This window comes from Nostoc sp. FACHB-133 (assembly GCF_014698055.1).
In the GTDB taxonomy this organism is placed as follows: domain Bacteria; phylum Cyanobacteriota; class Cyanobacteriia; order Cyanobacteriales; family Nostocaceae; genus Nostoc.
This window is the reverse complement of the sequence record NZ_JACJSH010000006.1, coordinates 230,952-248,541: the sequence shown is the minus strand read 5'-3', so window position 1 is coordinate 248,541 and position 17,590 is coordinate 230,952. Positions and strand designations below refer to the sequence as shown.

General features: G+C 41.3%; 12 protein-coding genes. 3 read left to right on the top strand and 9 right to left on the bottom strand.

All coding sequences use genetic code 11. From position 1 onward, the window contains the following. Nucleotides 1-357: 357 nt before the first annotated feature. The 8 genes from H6G86_RS07780 to H6G86_RS07745 form a co-directional block, all read right to left on the bottom strand. Complete coding sequence (locus H6G86_RS07780) at nt 358-1,125, bottom strand: DUF1350 family protein (protein WP_114084715.1); 768 nt, start codon at nt 1,123-1,125, stop codon at nt 358-360. A gap of 272 nt (nt 1,126-1,397) precedes the next feature. Next, nucleotides 1,398-2,117, bottom strand: a complete 720-nt coding sequence (locus tag H6G86_RS07775; RefSeq protein WP_190933826.1) for an inorganic phosphate transporter — start codon at nt 2,115-2,117, stop codon at nt 1,398-1,400. Nucleotides 2,118-2,512: 395 nt separating this feature from the next. After that, nucleotides 2,513-4,435: a M48 family metallopeptidase gene (locus tag H6G86_RS07770; protein WP_190933825.1), complete on the bottom strand. Its 1,923-nt coding sequence runs from the start codon at nt 4,433-4,435 to the stop codon at nt 2,513-2,515. Between the two features lie 6 nt (nt 4,436-4,441). Beyond that, entirely contained in the window at nt 4,442-5,029 is a 588-nt protein-coding gene (locus tag H6G86_RS07765; RefSeq protein WP_190933824.1) for a LemA family protein, read from the bottom strand. 287 nt (nt 5,030-5,316) lie between these two features. Then, nucleotides 5,317-5,724, bottom strand: a complete 408-nt coding sequence (locus H6G86_RS07760) for a hypothetical protein (RefSeq protein WP_190933823.1) — start codon at nt 5,722-5,724, stop codon at nt 5,317-5,319. Between the two features lie 270 nt (nt 5,725-5,994). After that, nucleotides 5,995-6,426 carry a CAAD domain-containing protein gene (locus H6G86_RS07755; protein WP_190933822.1) on the bottom strand — a complete coding sequence of 144 codons (432 nt, stop codon included), beginning with the start codon at nt 6,424-6,426 and terminating at the stop codon, nt 5,995-5,997. Nucleotides 6,427-6,607: 181 nt separating this feature from the next. After that, a complete protein-coding gene (locus H6G86_RS07750; RefSeq protein WP_190933821.1) occupies nt 6,608-7,069 on the bottom strand; it encodes a BON domain-containing protein in 462 nt (153 codons plus the stop codon). A gap of 120 nt (nt 7,070-7,189) precedes the next feature. After that, a complete protein-coding gene (locus tag H6G86_RS07745; protein WP_190933820.1) occupies nt 7,190-8,470 on the bottom strand; it encodes a general stress protein in 1,281 nt (426 codons plus the stop codon). A 516-nt stretch (nt 8,471-8,986) separates the two neighbouring features. Between H6G86_RS07745 and H6G86_RS07740 the strand changes: the two genes are divergently transcribed. The 3 genes from H6G86_RS07740 to ilvD all read left to right on the top strand — a co-directional run bounded on the left by H6G86_RS07740 (nt 8,987) and on the right by ilvD (nt 17,227). Continuing rightward, entirely contained in the window at nt 8,987-12,088 is a 3,102-nt protein-coding gene (locus H6G86_RS07740; protein ID WP_190933819.1) for an MFS transporter, read from the top strand. Between the two features lie 434 nt (nt 12,089-12,522). After that, a complete protein-coding gene (locus tag H6G86_RS07735) occupies nt 12,523-15,159 on the top strand; it encodes a hybrid sensor histidine kinase/response regulator (protein WP_190933818.1) in 2,637 nt (878 codons plus the stop codon). Nucleotides 15,160-15,541: 382 nt separating this feature from the next. Continuing rightward, nucleotides 15,542-17,227, top strand: a complete 1,686-nt coding sequence (ilvD, locus tag H6G86_RS07730; RefSeq protein ID WP_190933817.1) for a dihydroxy-acid dehydratase — start codon at nt 15,542-15,544, stop codon at nt 17,225-17,227. Between the two features lie 60 nt (nt 17,228-17,287). On the opposite strand, the gene H6G86_RS39445 is transcribed toward ilvD, so the two are convergent. Continuing rightward, nucleotides 17,288-17,419, bottom strand: a complete 132-nt coding sequence (locus tag H6G86_RS39445; RefSeq protein ID WP_277883554.1) for a hypothetical protein — start codon at nt 17,417-17,419, stop codon at nt 17,288-17,290. Nucleotides 17,420-17,590: the final 171 nt, after the last annotated feature.

Genomic DNA, 17,590 nt, shown 5'->3' with positions numbered 1-17,590 from the left:
CAGAGAAGGGAAAATATAGTACACAGCGTATAAGATTTAACTCCAATTCTTCTGCTTAATTTTTTGTTACATACTTATAAATTTTTCCCACGGCTTACTTATCTAAATTTTTATTCCTAAATTATGTACTTAGTTGCAACCTGCTGTATTTCTGTATTAATAAGTAGGACAGCGTAAATAATTCAAAGTTTGCTGTAAGGGTTTTAGACCTACTTTGTTCGCATAGCCTCTCGTAAAGAAGAAAAAGCTGAAAGCCCCTACTATTAACTAATGTCAATATTATTACATTAGTTAATTTATCTGGAATTTTTCTATATTTCCCAGTCGAATTTATAACTTTTGGACAGTCATAAAACATTATGGAGGTGCAAGAGGATTCATCCACAATAGGATAGAACTTCTTAACTGGTTCAAGTCGCGGTATGCTTCTTGCTTGAACCATTGCCCTAATGCATCAAAGGGGGTAAAAGACGTTCCAGTTTGCCATTTAATATCTTGACCTAAAGGCGTTGTATGATTTCCTGGTAACGTTTGTGCTGTCACCATGTCATCAAAGCGTTCTTGTAAGATTTTGGTTAAAGCTGCTGATTGATCAATGGTGTCATTACTAAACTTTATTAATAAATTACGTCGGATAGTGTAACGCTCTTGGACAAGCTTGTTAGTTTCCAACGGTGAAGGAGTAAACTCGATTTTCAAAGTAGAATTGAACTGTTCTACTAGGGGAATAGCTTCTTTGGCAGCGTAGTTATTGAAGGATATTAAAATATTGCCTGCACGTTCTACTTTAAAGAGGCTACCAATTAGCAAGTGAAGTTTACAGCCCATACTGTGTCCAAGACCATAGATGGGGAAGTAAAGCTTGCGTAATGCTCCAGAATCATGTAATCGTTCCAGGGTGCGGTCAAAGTTTAACAGCACGGATTTTGCGATCGCTGTATGATCCAATGTATTGACAAAAGGTGTAGCAATTACAACATAGCCTTTACTTGCTAGTTGTTCGAGTAACCAGCGATAAGTGATGTGAGGTGCAGTGGCGACAAATGCACCTCCTAAAAAATGGATGATACCTATGGGATTTCGGGGAATGATTACCCAGTTACCTCTGACTTCTTTCCAGTCCATGCCGATAAGCGATCACTTTCTTGATATTCTTTATGTTAGACCGGGGATCGCTACCGTGGGAAGGATTATGGAAAAAGCTACGAATGATTGGTAATTACGTTACAGTTGAGGTCTAAATCCATAGCCATAACTGGGCTATCATAAAAGGTTTTTTAGTCTGACCTATTTTTCGATTACGAATTACGTTACTGAGATATTGTCTGCATACGCTGTTCGTAAACGAACGTGATTACGTTAAGCGTCTTGTAGAGAGAGTCATGACAAAAATTATTTTAACCCTGAGTCTGTAATCGTTTCATTTCGTGTTGTACATCTAATGCAATCTGTAAGGCTTCATTAAGCAACCTTCCATGCTCAGTAGCCTGTTCATTTACTTGCATGGCTGTTAAAGTTGCTAAATTGTTGACGAATAGTTCTGTATTACTAAGGATAAAGCTCTTATTTTCTCTCAAAATCCTTTCTGTCTTCAAAGCGCGAACTAAATCAGCTTTGGTAAGATTAAGCGCTGCGAGAACACTCTCTCTTTCTTTGATCAGCACTTCTGGATTACCAGCTTCTTCTATTTGGTCATTGATATGTATTGCTCTAATTACAGTATTATATCTTTCAACATCGTTTAACAGGATTTGGAGAGAATTTGTCATGTTTAGCTTGACAATTCTGCTTCTCTTTTTCCATATTAAATATAAGATGGTTTGCGTAAGACCGCCAACCCAAAGACCTAATATAATTAATACTATCCAGGATGGAATTGCTATCCATGATACAAATATTTTGAGAATTATATCAAATAAAAGATAGCCAAAAACAAATGTAGCAAATCCAATAAAAACTACAGTTGCTCCTTCCGAACTTTTAATTTTTTGGATGTATAATTTTGCAAAGTTTTTGAGAGGATTTGTAATGATTAAAAGTTGATCATTGACAGGTAAATTAGTCAGCTTTTGCAGTTCATTCTGACTAATTTCCAAGCCCTGTAAATCATCCCGCACAGCTTTTTAATCCTTGCCAGAATAGTTATTTAATCTAATATAGCAATCAAATTTCTAGAATGCTGGCATTTTGTCTAAACTTTTTTAAGCAAGTTAATACTTCTAGGCAATGCCAAGAGTTTTTGTACAATATGATACTCTTTTGCCCAGATAGCAATCCTATTTGAGTTGTGAAAATGAACGAACCGCCAACGTGCAGCGTCTCGTAGAGAATAACGCTAAGAAAAAACGAGATCGAAAATAAATTAATTGCTTGTAAATGTAATGATAATGCAACGGGTTATTTTCCTGTTAAACAGCTATTTCTAACTATAAAAAAGAATAATAGAAAAGTCCGCAAAAACGGACTTTCTTGTTTAGTTATAAATAATTGTGTCTCACTCGTTACATTAACTTCACTTCGGAGAAGATTGTTTATGTTTTGAAATGCCACGCTGAGGGTTTAAAAATGGGGGAATGGGACAGTCTAGCGTCATAGCGATCGCTCTGAGCAAATCTGCTTCTGACTGTGTAACTTTGTTATCTAATAGTACCGTGTGAGCGCAGGCATCAACAATAGCTTGCTTGAGTTTGGGACTGGCAAGGCGGAGGCGTTCAATACTTTTCTTAAGTTCAGTGAAATTACAGCTTGGTGGCGTGTCTGGTTTTTCTTGTTCTGCGGCCTTGGGAAGCCGAAAAACTCCAGAACGAAAAGCATAGGCGATGTCTTCGGTGGACGCATCGGGTTGAGAGTGTCCAACGCGGGCAATTACGGACAGTACTAATAGACTATCTGGCCAAATTTGTTCTATGGAGGTGTATTCTACTGTTGTAGATGTAGGATTTATACTAGGTTGGAGGCGATGCCACAGTATTAACTGCAACACAAAATGCCACAGTGATAAACTTCCGGTGGCTACAGCTAAACCGTGGACACATTTGCATAGTCTTTGGCATTCTTTGGCAGAATTTTGGCGTAATACGGGTACTGCCAAATCCACAAGTGGTAAGCGAATTTTGGCATCTAACTGGCTAATTTCGTTACTAAATTCTAGAGTTTTGTCTACCAACTCAGCAGGCTGCACCTCGCGTAACCAAGCAATTTGACGTTCTTGGATCTCGATATTTTCTGTATCTAATGCTAGGGCAAAAGCGATCGCCATTGCGCTTTCCTGCTCTCGCACACCCAAGCGTAGGGATTCTGGTAACTGCGATAACAGCGCTTGAGCATGGGTAAAATGCTCTGGTGTAACACTTCCAACTTGGTTGACAACCTGTTCTGGCGTGGCGTTCGAACCACCAGCAAAGCCCATTGTTAGAGATTCCTGGGAAGGGGAACGCATTTGATTGCGAGATGGCATTGCTGGCAAATTGCTGACGTTCAAACCCCCAACGCGACGGATACGTTCTGTCAGAGGTGGGTGGGTAGAAAACATATTGTCCCAGAAAGAGGGGTTGAGCGCATTACCAAAAAACATGTGGCTAGCGGCTTCTGCACCAGGCGAAATCAAGCGTGAATCCATCTGTTGGAGTTTTTGGAAGACTCCGTTAAGTCCGTTGGGGTTGCGAGTGAACTGTACAGCCGAAGCATCGGCAAGAAATTCGCGTTGGCGAGAGACGGCGGCTTTAATCAAGCGTCCGCAGAGTAATCCGATACCGCCAATTGCCATTAGTGCTAAACCAAAAGCCCAGATAGGTAAACCCTTATCTTCCTTTCCTAAACGGAAGCTATCGCGAATTCGCCACAACAATTCTCCGGTTAAATAAATGAACAAAATCCCGTGCAAGAGTCCCACTAAACGCAAATTTAGCCGCATATCTCCATTAAGAATGTGGCTGAATTCGTGGCCGATGACTCCTTGTAACTCATCTCGGTTCAGGTGTTGTAAAGTCCCACGGGTAACACCAATTACAGCATCATTGGGCGTAAATCCGGCAGCAAAGGCATTAATACCGGTTTCTCTTTCCAGGAGATAAACTTCTGGGACAGAAATACCAGAAGCGATCGCCATTTCCTCGACTATATTTAATAGTTGTTGCCCTTGTTCATCTGCCATATCTGGGAGTAACAGTCTTCCCCCCAACTCCTGAGCAATGACGCTTCCTCCTTGACGGAGACAGGCAATTTTATAGAGACTTCCCACTGCGATCGCAATTATTGTAATCCCAGTCACGTAGAGAAATATCCCTGGATGCCACCAAACACGTGGAGCCATGCGGAGCAGAAATAAAGTGGCAATGTAAATCGCAATAATCATGACTGCGATCGACAGGGAAAATAACCCAATTAATTGTTGCGTGTTTTGGCGTGCCCGATCCTGATGTTCAAAGAAATTCATAGATATTTAAAAAGACACGCGTGGAGCATTTCTCATTTCTGGAGTAGCTTCGGCGAGCAATTCTGCAACAGTAAAGTTAAAAGTATTTGCCACAAGATTGCTGGGGAAAGATTCGCTCTTGGTGTTGTAAAGTGTTACCGCGTCATTAAAAGCCTGACGTGCAAAAGCAATCCGGTTTTCAGTGGAAGATAATTCTTCCATCACCTGAGTCATGGCGCGATCGGCTTTCAATTCTGGATAAGATTCTGAAAGTACCATCAACCGACTTAACGCACCTGTCAGCGCTCCTTCAGCATTGCCCAACTGTTGCATCGCTTGGGGATCGCCGGGATTTTGTGCAGCACGACTACTAGCATTAATTGCAGAATTCCGAGCTGCAATAACTGCTTCTAAGGTTTCCCGCTCATGTTTCATGTACCCTTTGGCAGTTTCCACCAAGTTGGGAATTAAGTCATAGCGGCGCTGTAATTGAACATCGATTTGAGAGTAAGCATTTTTGTAACGGTTGCGATACTTGACTAAATCGTTGTAGCTATTAATGATAATTACAGCAACAATGGCAACTAAAGCTACAGAAAATATTAAAAGCCCCATATTTTTAGATTATTTCAATCAGGTACTTACTTTATATCCAGCAAAATTTGTGTGGATATAAAGATGAGTCTACTTTTAACAAGTTGGCTTCGTCGCCTGTAAAATTAGTTACGCAATTGCACTGAGCTATATAGGTTGCACAAAGCCCAACGCAGTTAAAGGGCTTTGGCGTTAACCCAAGCGTATTGCTATATAAATAGAGACGCAATAACTATAATTGCGTCTCTACAAACTGTCTATTTAGCCTTTTTACGTGTAATTGCACCCACCAAAAGGATAGTTGTTAATTAAATTATTCCTGGGCCTCTACCGCGTTTGTCACCCTTTTCGGTCAACTTGCCTTCTTCATCCTGATTAACTTCTCCAAGTTCTTCAACACGTTGTGCTGTATCTTCTGCTGCTTGTTTGCGTGCATCACCTGGTTCTTCGTAGTACATTTCCGGTTCAACTGCATAGTTATTCAACAAACCTTCTTTGTCTACGGTGTATCCGTCAGTAGTGCGTATACTTTCTGGATCGGTTTGGTCATCTGTAGCTGCATCTGCCTCCCTTTCTTCTGTAGGGAGTGTTTTGTAGTTACCGCCTTCTCTTTCGATCCGAGCAGCAGTTTCCGCTGGAATAATGCCGCGATCATAACTATCTACTTCAGCGCGATCGGATGAATCTATATCTCTCTTAACTGCTTCATTAGCCATAATTTATGTCCTCGTAAAAGAATCTATTAAATAACTTCAAAAACTAGATTAAGCTTTTTTTAATCTCCGAACTACTATCTTTAGAAGTGATTTAAAATTAAAAAGAGGATTACATCCTCTATCTTCCGGTCTATCAAAAGATTAATATTAATTTAGGTTAAATACTAATAATTTACATTTACTATTTAAGACAAGGAGTTTAAGCCCCTTGTCTTAAAGGTAGATAAACTTCTACCATAATGTAGTGTAATAGTTGAATGGTTAGAAAGTTTATTCGCCCACAAACTGATTTTTGAGGGATTGAATTTCATCAGCTAATTCTTGCCGAGTTGAAGCTTTTAGTAGATAACGGAAAATAAACCAACTGGAATAACCAATTCCAACTAATTCAAAGAGTGGTGATAGTAATGGAATATCATTGATTGCATCCAGTAGTGCTAGCACTAACTTTGCTGTAACAATGGCAGCTAGAATTAACGCAACAGTTATTAGAGGCTGTTTATAGTCCTGAAAAAAGCTACCTAAGTATGTGGGTAGTTTCTCCAAAAATTGAGAAACTTGTCTACTAATTTGCTGCCATTGAGATTCCGGTTCCGATGCTGGCGGTAACTTTGGCAAATTTGCATCTACACCTTCAAGTGCTAGCGCACCTTGTGATAATGAAGTATTGATGGATTCACGTTGCTGTTGTTCGGTTTCCATAGTTTTTCAACGATTACAAAATTTTCTTTAACTGAACTGAGCATCAATAAATATAATTATTAAAGTCTTCAGTTGTCAATTATTAATGGTCAGTAATAAGTATAACTGACCATTAAGACTGAGTAGGAAAATATAAATTTATTTTTGTCTACCTACTCACTTTGATTTATTGTTAGTTGCCTTACCTTGTTGGTGGCGCAACAGTTGTTTTAACAACTACACTTTTCACGCCTTTGATTTCTTTAGCTAAAGTTTCAATTTTAGCCAACTCTTGCTGATTGTTAACAGTTCCTCCGACAGTCACAACTCCATCCTTTGTGGCATCAACTGTTATTTGACTCTTGGGTATGTTTGCCTCTAATTTGGAGCGAACTTCACTTGCTAAGTCACCTTTAGCTCTATCTGCATCGCCACCAGTGGTATTATTGCGCTGTTCGCGGGCACGAATATCAGAATCAAGTTGTCTTCTGCGAGTTTCACTTTGTGCGTCTTTTTGAGAAGCTTCTGTTGTTTGTACACTCGGTGATTGTGGAGCTTCATTAGGATTATTGGGTGCAGATTCGCTTGTTTTAGAAGCGTTATCACAAGCAGCAACACCAAAAACTAAAAGGGTGCTAATTAAGAAGGGGGTTAGCTTTTTCATAGATTTAATTCGCAATCGGAAAGTGAAATTTGTTGATTTTTACGGTGAAGTGAGGAGCAAGTTTTTGAATTCTTGCTCTTGCAATTGTGTGTAATTAGTGTCAGTGAAAACTACTTTGAATTAAAGTGTTTCATCACGACGGTCAACAATCACTACAGCAGGATCGTTAAGATGAGGCTCTGTTGAGTGATTGGGGTGAATGGGATTGGCTACTGCTGTGTCATGATGGATTACTCGGTCGGAACCTGGCCGATGTTCGCCTAAATCAGTGGCATCATAAATAGCAAATTCTTCAATACCCCGACGCTTGAGAATCGCTTCAGCTTGGTGGATTTCAGCTTCCGTACCATCGATAATTACCAAGTAGTCGCCTCTTTGGAAGCGATCGCTATATACTCGCGCTCTGTCTTCAGGAATTCCCAAGCCAACCAGTGCGCCAACAATACCGCCAGCAGCTGCACCGATCGCCCCACCAGCTAAGGTTGTGGCCAAAGCTGTTGCTACTGCACCACCAGCAATCACAGGCCCAACTCCAGGAATTGCTAGAGTTCCAAGACCTACTAATAAGCCAGTCAAGCCGCCTAGAACACCACCTGTAGCTGCTCCAGTTTTAGCGCCATCGTCTGCTTTATTACCTGTTCCGACATTTCTATCTACATCGACACCAGCGATCCCACGACCGTCTGTATCTTTGGCGATGATGGAGACTCTACTTAAAGGAAAACCTGCATCTCTTAATTCTGTGAGTGCCGCTTCTGCATCTCGGCGATGAGAAAATACTCCTATCGCGCGTCTAGCAACACCACTATGAGCCACATTTACGTTATGGGTTGGAGCGACATAATCAGCATTTCTCGCATCTGGGTTGTCGTAGATACCAAATTCTTCGACACCACGTTGATGGAGAATTGCTTCTGCTCTAGCGATTTCTGTATCTGTGCCATCAAGGATTACTAAATAGTGTCCTCGTCTTACACGTTCGTCATAAACTCTAGCTCGTTCTTCAGGAATTCCTAAACCAATCAATGCACCAAGCAAACTACCAGCTACTGCACCAATCCCTGCACCAGCAAGAGTTGTAGCTAGAGTAGTTGCTGCGGCTCCAGCCAGCATAATTGGCCCAATTCCAGGAATTGCCAAAGTACCAAGACCAACTAATAAACCAGTTAATCCGCCCAAAGCACCGCCTGTAGCGGCTCCAACTTTAGCACCTTCATCAGATTTATCACCAACGCGATCGCGCACTTCAGCACCAGCAATATCTTCTCTGTCTCCATCTTGTGTAATGACAGAGACTCTGTTCATATCAAAGCCGACTTTTTTCAATTCATGTAGCGCATGTTCAACATCTCGACGATTAGAAAATACACCTACAGCACGTTTATGTACACCTACAACCATTATCTTTTTCTCCTCAGCAACAATCAATTATTCACAAATTTATAGCTTGTAATACCCTTATTAATACACGTTTAGATTTTTGTTTCATCAATCGCTTGGAAGAATTTTTGTCTCTATCATTAGGTATAGGTGTTTTTATCTAAATGAGTATTTATAAAATCGTGCTTTTCTAAATACTTAGATATTCTAACTTTATAATTTTTGCTAGAGATTGACATAAAAAACATCGATTTATTATGTTCAAAACAGTAATTCACCCTTTTAAGAGCTGCTATGTACTTAGATTGTTTTCTATATATCTCACTTTTATAGTAAAAACATTTGTTTTGTAAAAACGTGACAAAATTAGCAAATAAAAAAGTTTTGCTTAACAAAAAAACAATAAATTTTAAAATACGACTTTTGGCAAATAAACCTATTACCTAAGAAAGTGTCAGCTTATATATTTAGTAATTAAGCTGATAAATAAGCCATTTTATAAATGGGTATTTAATTGAATGCAAGTGAGAAAAAATTATGTTTCAAAGTGTTCCAACTATTTTAGGATTAGCGCCAATAACTTTAGCTCAGGAAGTACTAACTCCAGAAGAAGCATCAGTGCTTTTTTCTGGCCCTAAATTCTTAGTGGCATTGCTGGCTGGGGTTTCGATGGCATTTGCTTTTCAATTGTTATTCACAAACTTTTCAGTTGCTGTCGGAATTTCATCTTGGGAAATTGATTCAGATTCCGACGATGAATCAGAAAGTTTAGGTAAGACAATTCGTAAGGTTCAAGGCAAAGTTGGCGCTTGGGTGTTAATAACTGCGAGCATTGCATTATTTATTGCTTGCTTTCTAGCTGTAAAACTTAGCTTAATCGAAAGCGCATTCTTAGGATCAATTATTGGTGTAGTCATCTGGTCTACCTATTTCTCACTAGTAATTTGGTTGGGTTCATCAGCAGTAGGTTCTTTAATTGGTTCTATTTCTAATACTGTTACTTCTGGTTTTCAAGCTCTTATGGGTACAGCAACTGCTGGTATCGGTGCTAATACTGCAAAAAAACAGTTAGTTTCTACTGCCGAAGAGATTACAGCCGCAGTTCGGCGGGAATTAACTTCAGGTTTTGATTCTGAAGGGATTAAAAATACTCTCCAAAGTTCTTTAAGTTCTCTGCAATTGCCAAAGCTGGATGTTAAAGAAATTCGCAACCAATTTGACCAGCTTCTTAAAGATACAGATTTACAATCTGTTGCTAATAGCGATTTATTACAAAATGTTAACCGTCAAACATTTGTTGATTTAATCAGCACTCGCACAGATTTATCTAAAGAAGATATCAATGGTATTGCTGACCAACTTCAAGGTGCTTGGCAACAAGCTTTGAATCGTAAAAATCCTACAGAACAAGTAATTAATTTACTTAAGTCTGCTACTCCTGAAGAACTCAATTCTGAGCAATTGGGTGAACGGCTTCAACAACTAGTTACAGTTGGAGGTGGTAATGGTAATGGTGTAATTAAACAAGCTATTCGATATGGTTTGAGCGCTGCCGCACCAGCAGTTCTCGAACGGGTCAACCTTTCTAATATCGATGTGAACAAAATTACAAGTCAGTTGCAAAAGCTGAAAGAAAAAGTTCAAGATGTCGATGTCGAGCAAGTAACAGAACAATTTCAAAAGTTTAAAGAGCAAGCCACTGAGCAAGTATCTGCAAGACTACCAATATCACTTGAAAACACGATTAAAGCAGATGTCGAAGATTACATATTGAATTCATTCCCTTGGCATTTTAACCGAATTACGCTAGTAGATGAATTTAAAGAAGTCATCTATGACGTAAACGCAGATCCGACAACTGTGAGACGGGAGTTAGAAGAAATCAATCAAGAATATTTCACCAACTTGCTGAACCAGCGAGGCGATCTCAGTGAACCCAGGGTGAAAGAAATTGCTGAACAAATGCAAAGCGATCGCTTGGAAGTTTTAGAGACTGTAAAACAGGCCGAAGCGCGAGAAAAAGGGCAAAATTTCCGCACGCGCATCGAAGATTATCTCCGTTCCACTGGGAAAGAAGAACTCAACCCTGAAGGTATTGAACGGGACTTTGCCAAGTTAGTAGAAGATCCAGAAGCTGGTTTTGAAGATTTAAGTAGCCGCTTCGGACAATTTGAGCGCGATACTTTTGTCCAATTGCTGCAACAGCGTCAGGATGTCAGTGAAGAGGAAGCTAATAATATTGTTGGTCAACTCGAACGCAACCGCGATAATATCTTGAATCGTGCTAGAGAATTGCAAGAACAAGCAAAAGCGAAAGCCGATGAACTGCGTCAAAGAGTTGAAAACTATTTGCGGAATACTAACAAAGACGAACTTAATCCCGAAGCTATCAAACGTGAGTTTAGAGTTTTACTAGACGATCCGCAAGCCGGAATTAGCCTATTACGATCGCGCCTATCGCAATTTGACCGCGACACATTGGTACAATTGCTCAGTCAGCGTCAAGATTTGAGCGAAGAACAGGTAAACCAAATTCTCGATCAGATTGAAGCTGTCCGAGATAGTATTTTGCAAGTACCGCAGCAGGCGAAAGAACAGTACGAAAAAACTACAAAAGCCATCGCCGAATATCTCCGCAATACCAACTTGGAAGAACTCGATCCAGAAGGTATTAGAAGCGATTTGGAAAAATTACTCGACGATCCCAAAGCTGGAGCTTTAGCACTGCGCGATCGCTTATCTCATGTCGATCGAGAAACCTTGGTTCAACTCGTGAGTCAGCGCGGAGACTTGAGCCAAGAGCAAGTTAATCAGATCATTGATCGCGTACAAGATGCCATTGGTGATATTCTCAGAGCGCCGCAACGTTTAGCCAAGCGTACTGCTCAACAAGCCTTAGATTTTGAAGCCAATCTTGAAGAATATCTGCGTAATACCAACAAAGACGAACTCAACCCTGAAGGAATCAAACGCGATTTACAATTGCTGTTGTCTTCTCCCCGCGCTGGAATTGGGAGTTTGAGCGATCGCGCTTCAAGATTTGACCGTTCCACAATCGTGGCGCTGTTATCCCAACGTGAGGATATCTCAGAAGAAGAAGCTAACCGGATTGTCGATCAAATTGATTCTGTCCGCAGTTCCATTGTCGAACAATTTCAGCAGATTCAGCAGAAGGTGCAATCAGTGCTGGATGGAATTTTTGCCAAAGTTCGCAACTATCTTAACTCCCTGGATCGTTCTGAACTCAACTATGAAGGCATTAAGCAAGACTTTGCCAAAGTATTCGACGATCCGCAAGCTGGATTTGAAGCATTGCGCGATCGCCTCAGTGAATTTGATCGTGACACCTTAGTTGCTGTTATCAGTTCTCGTGAGGATATCTCTGAGGCAGATGCTAACCGGATTATCGACCAAATAGAAGCGGCGCGGGATGGCGTATTGCAACGAGCCGAACGCATCCAGAAAGAAACCCAAAAACGTTTGAAAGCGATCCAACAGCAAGCTAAAAAGCAAGCCGAAGAAAGCAAAAAAACCGTTGCCAATGCTGCATGGTGGATATTTGGCACAGCGATCACTTCCCTTTGTGCCAGTGCGATCGCAGGTGCGATCGCTGTAACTGGGATAACTCTTCCTGGGTAAAATATCTCTGTCATCGATAATTTTAAGCAATAGAGAGTGGTATTCTGTTTATACAAATGAATGCCACTTTTTTTATAAGAATTTATCAGTAAGGATTAATTTAATTTTTAATGGTCAAAACAGAGTAAAAAACTGTGTTCAAGCCAGATTGATCCCCTTATTTCATTCAATAACTGAACATACATACAGTTATTGTAAGTTGTTACAAATGATAATTTATGGTGCAATAAAGAAAACATATATTGAATAGGCACACCTCTTAAGGAAGAGCCATAGAAATAACAACTGCCGTAAGATTAATATCCTTGCATTATCAGATACTTTTAACTATATCTATTTCTACAAAGTATGGGCTACAGGCAATAGCACAGAGGCGTAACCAGCAGTCACTAAAGATATTGACAACCTAATGGATTAAATCAGGCATATTACAGATGAACAATGATGAATTTAATTCAATGTGCCACCTCACAGAATGTCAGCAGGCGGAGGAGGAACTACAACAGCAAATTCAATGGCAGCGATTGGTGATGGCAATTGCCCAGCGCATCCGCCAGAGTTTGAATTTGGACAAGGTTCTCAACACCACTGTTACTGAAGTCCGTCAATTCCTGCAAGTAGATCGAGTGTTCATGTATCAGTTTGAACCAGACTACAGTGGGGTGGTGGTGGTAGAGTCTGTTGATGATCGTTGGATTGCTACCCTGAATACCCAAGTTCAAGACACTTATTTAATGGAAACTCGCGGCGAGGAGTACAGACATGGGCGCATCCAAGCTATTGCAGATATTTATACAGCAGGTCTGACTGAATGCCACCGGGATTTACTTACTCAGTTTCAGGTCAGGGCAAACTTGGCGGTTCCAATTTTGCAAGGAAAAAAATTGTGGGGATTATTAGTTGCTAACCAGTGTGCAGCACCCCGCCATTGGCAGACGTGGGAAATCGATTTTCTCAAACAATTGGCAGTACAGGTGGGTATTGCCATCCAGCAATCTCAACTTTATGAGCAGGTACATACTGAACTCGCTGAACGCAAGCGAGTGGAAGCTGGTTTAAGAGCGCGTGTGCGCCAGCAGGCAGCCGTAGCTAAATTGGGTCAGTTAGCTCTAGCTAATATCGACCTTTACACATTAATGGACGAAGCGGTTGCCCTGGTTACTCAAGGCCTTGAGGTGGAATACAGTAAAGTTTTAGAAATGCTTCCAGATGAGAACAGCTTATTGTTGCGATCGGGAGTCGGTTGGCAGCCAGGGCTAGTAGGAAATTTTAAATTAGAATTAGGTGGAGGGAATGAGACTCAGGCTTCATATACACTAATTTCCCATGAGCCAGTAATTGTTTGTGATCTGCGGAAAGAAACACGGTTTCAAGGGCCACCGTTATTAATTAACCACTCAGTGATCAGTGGCATTAGCGTTATCATTCAAGGTCAAAAACAACCTCTTGGTGTCTTAGGCGCACACACAACTAGACATCGAGAGTTTACCCAAAATGATATTCACTTTTTGCAAGCGATCGCTAATGTGTTGGCTACGACCATTGAGCGCAAATGGGCAGAACAGAAAATCCGCGAACAAGCAGCTTTATTAGATATCGCTTCTGATGCGATTATCGTGCGAAATTTCCAAAACCAAATTTTATTCTGGAATCAAGGTGCAGAACGTCTATATGGTTGGGAAGCTCATGAAGCTTTGGGAAAGAATCTGGAGGAGTTGCTGTGCAAAGAAAGCTCACAGCAGTTACAAGTGGCTTTAACAAATGTTACTAACTCTGGCTTATGGCAAGGTGAGTTACATAAAGTGACAAAGGGCGGCAAGGAAATTATCGTGGAAAGCCGATGGACACTGATGCGTGATGAAGCAGAGCAACCCAAATCCATCCTCTCTGTTGATACCGACATTACAGAAAAAAAACAACTCCTGGCCCAATTTCTCCGTGCCCAGCGCCTAGAGAGTCTTGGCACGTTGGCAAGTGGCATTGCCCACGACCTCAACAACATCCTTACGCCCATTCTGTCCTCAGTGGAAATGTTAGCGCTCAAACTTCCCAATCTGGATGCAGGCAATCAACAACTGCTGAAGCTTCTTGACCATAACTCTAAACGGGCGGCAGATTTGGTCAAGCAAATTATGACTTTTTCTCGTAGGTCTGAAGGCAACGGCATTTCTTTACAAATAGAACACCTACTGTTAGAAATTGAGCAAATTGTCCAAAGCACATTTCCAAAATCGATCACAATTATCAATAATCTACCTAGACATAAACTCTGGACTATTTTGGCAGATCCGACTCAAATTCATCAGGTGTTAATGAATTTGTGCGTCAACGCTCGTGATGCAATGCCCAAAGGCGGTACGTTATCTATCTCTGCGGAAAATTTATTCGTTGATGAAAATTTTGCCAAGATGAATCTAAATGCTCAGGTGGGCCCTTATATAGTCATAACTATTTCAGATACAGGATTTGGGATTTCTCCAGTAATTTTGGAGCGAATTTTTGAACCATTTTTCACAACAAAAGAACCAGGCAAAGGCACTGGCTTAGGTTTGTCAACTGTGATTGGGATTGTCAAAAACCACAATGGTTTTGTGAAAGTGTCTAGTGAAGTAAGCAAAGGTTCCCAATTCCAAGTGTACCTACCAGCTTTGAACAAAAGTACAAAGCAACAAGCAGAGAACTTGGAATTGCCCAATGGCAACGGAGAATTAATTCTAGTTGTAGATGATGAAGCTGCTATCCTGGAGATTAGCAAAACTTTGCTAGAAGACCACAACTATAAAACCCTGACAGCTATTAATGGCATCGAGGCAATCTCATTATATGCCCAGCATCAAAATCAAATCAGTATGGTGTTGATGGATATGATGATGCCGTCAATGGATGGGTTAACTGCAATTGGCATAATGCAACAAATGAATCCACAAGTCAAGATTATGGGCATCAGCGGCATGGTGACAGACAGCCAAATAGTCGAGGCTGCTAACGCTGGTATCAATATATTTTTGAAGAAGCCTTACACTTTCCGTCAATTATTACACGCTATTAACGACTTCTTGAGCGAGCCATAGTCTTAAAAATGGGGGTTAGCTTGGGTTAAGGGTAAAAACTAAAACTGGCGTAGATTGGGTTAAGGAACGAAACCCAACATTATCAAGACTTTGTTGGGTAACGCTGACGCTCAAACCAAGCATATTGCAATACGGTTCAGTCAAGAGCTACTGGCAAAAATTTTGGGTTTTCGAGACGCGATAAATCGCCATCTCTACAAGTGTTTCGGTCTTATCTGAACTGTATTGAAGCATATTGGGTTAGGGTGGATCTCTTGTGCGTAAGTCCTGGTTTTAATAGAAAATTACCAATGCTTACTTATGTTCGATCGCGCTGCGTATACATGAGAAAATCAGGTAATACAATCGCAATACAAGCGATCATGCCAGGGAAGGAAAAAAGATGTCGGATAATTTGAGAAGCCAAGTTGTAACGCAAGGAGTACAGCGATCGCCAAATCGAGCCATGCTGCGTGCAGTTGGTTTTAAAGATGAAGATTTCAACAAAGCCATTGTCGGTATAGCCAACGGTTACAGCACCATCACCCCCTGCAATATGGGAATCAATCAACTGGCGCAAAGGGCAGAAATTGGGATTAAAACCGCCGGAGCGATGCCGCAAATGTTCGGCACGATTACCATTAGCGATGGGATTTCAATGGGAACCGAAGGGATGAAATATTCCCTAGTGTCGCGGGAAGTTATCGCTGATTCCATTGAAACCGCCTGTACCGGACAAAGTATGGATGGTGTACTAGCCATTGGTGGTTGTGATAAAAATATGCCAGGGGCAATGTTAGCGATCGCCCGAATGAATATCCCTGCAATATTCGTTTACGGCGGCACAATTAAACCTGGTCACTACAACGGACGCGATTTAACCGTTGTCAGTTCTTTTGAAGCAGTTGGTCAATATAGCGCCGGAAAAATTGACGACAAGGAATTATTAGAAGTTGAAAGTCGCGCTTGTCCTGGTGCCGGTTCCTGCGGGGGAATGTTCACGGCTAACACCATGTCTTCAGCGTTTGAAGCGATGGGAATGAGTTTGCCCTATTCTTCCACAATGGCAGCCGAAGATGCCGAAAAAGCTGACAGCACTGAAAAATCAGCGTTTGTGTTAGTCGAAGCGATTCGCAAACAAATCTTACCCCGGCAAATTATCACCCGCAAATCTATAGAGAATGCCATCTCTGTGATTATGGCAGTCGGTGGTTCGACCAATGCAGTATTGCATTTTTTAGCGATTGCTCGTGCCGCGAATGTAGAGTTAACCCTGGATGACTTTGAAACAATCCGCGCTCGTGTTCCCGTTTTGTGTGATTTAAAACCAAGTGGTAAATATGTCGCTACAGATTTGCACAAAGCTGGTGGCATTCCCCAAGTCATGAAGATGTTACTCGCACATGGCTTATTGCATGGTGATAGCCTGACCATTAGCGGGCAAACCATTGCAGAGATATTAGCAGACATCCCCGAAGAACCATCCGCCAATCAAGATGTGATTCGGACTTGGGATAACCCGATGTATGCTCAAGGACACTTAGCCATCCTCAGAGGTAATCTGGCAACGGAAGGGGCTGTCGCTAAAATTACTGGTGTGAAAAAACCAGTAATTACCGGGCCTGCACGGGTGTTTGAATCGGAAGAAGCCTCTTTAGATGCAATTTTGGCGGGTAAAATTCAAGCTGGTGATATTTTGGTTATCCGCTACGAAGGGCCTAAGGGTGGCCCTGGAATGCGAGAAATGTTGGCTCCCACTTCGGCAATTATCGGCGCTGGTTTGGGTGATGCTGTGGGATTAATTACCGACGGACGCTTTTCTGGCGGTACTTATGGCATGGTGGTTGGTCATGTTGCACCAGAAGCAGCAGTAGGTGGTGCGATCGCGCTTGTAGAAGAAGGCGATAGTATTACGATTGATGCACCGGCTCGTTCATTGCAGTTGAATATATCTGAATCAGAATTAGCCCGTCGTCGTGCCAACTGGCAACCTCCTGCTCCGCGTTACACCAAAGGCGTGTTGGCGAAATATGCCAAATTAGTATCTTCTAGCAGTATTGGTGCTGTGACAGATTTAGACTTGTTTTAATTAACCTGACAACAGTGGCGCAAGTTTGCCTTTAATAAGGGTATTTTGCCCCTTTTCTGGTTAATTGAGAGCGTCGCTGCATTTACGCCGTCCTGTAATAGTTTGAGCTAGCGATCGCCAGGAAGTTGCAAGGATAACCTCAGTAGCTTCCTTTGCGATCGCAAGCGTTGGTAAAAAAAACTGCTGTATCAAAACAACTTGTCAGATGAAATAGTATTGATTGCCTCTAAGTTTTGAAGCTATTGAAGAGAGATGTTCTGTGTCTATACCAGGTTTTTACCTAAATTTTATAAGTTTTTGTAAAAATTTTGAAGAAGTTTCAGGAAATTTACATAGAAGATGTGATGTCAATCGATATACTAC

What these genes read in the sequence shown, in the direction of transcription:
- H6G86_RS07780 (WP_114084715.1), bottom strand. Translation starts at nt 1,125, where the DNA reads ATGGACTGGAAAGAAGTCAGAGGTAACTGGGTAATCATTCCCCGAAAT.
- H6G86_RS07770 (WP_190933825.1), bottom strand. Translation starts at nt 4,435, where the DNA reads ATGAATTTCTTTGAACATCAGGATCGGGCACGCCAAAACACGCAACAA.
- H6G86_RS07765 (WP_190933824.1), bottom strand. Translation starts at nt 5,029, where the DNA reads ATGGGGCTTTTAATATTTTCTGTAGCTTTAGTTGCCATTGTTGCTGTA.
- H6G86_RS07760 (WP_190933823.1), bottom strand. Translation starts at nt 5,724, where the DNA reads ATGGCTAATGAAGCAGTTAAGAGAGATATAGATTCATCCGATCGCGCT.
- H6G86_RS07755 (WP_190933822.1), bottom strand. Translation starts at nt 6,426, where the DNA reads ATGGAAACCGAACAACAGCAACGTGAATCCATCAATACTTCATTATCA.
- H6G86_RS07750 (WP_190933821.1), bottom strand. Translation starts at nt 7,069, where the DNA reads ATGAAAAAGCTAACCCCCTTCTTAATTAGCACCCTTTTAGTTTTTGGT.
- H6G86_RS07745 (WP_190933820.1), bottom strand. Translation starts at nt 8,470, where the DNA reads ATGGTTGTAGGTGTACATAAACGTGCTGTAGGTGTATTTTCTAATCGT.
- H6G86_RS07740 (WP_190933819.1), top strand. Translation starts at nt 8,987, where the DNA reads ATGTTTCAAAGTGTTCCAACTATTTTAGGATTAGCGCCAATAACTTTA.
- H6G86_RS07735 (WP_190933818.1), top strand. Translation starts at nt 12,523, where the DNA reads ATGAACAATGATGAATTTAATTCAATGTGCCACCTCACAGAATGTCAG.
- ilvD (WP_190933817.1), top strand. Translation starts at nt 15,542, where the DNA reads ATGTCGGATAATTTGAGAAGCCAAGTTGTAACGCAAGGAGTACAGCGA.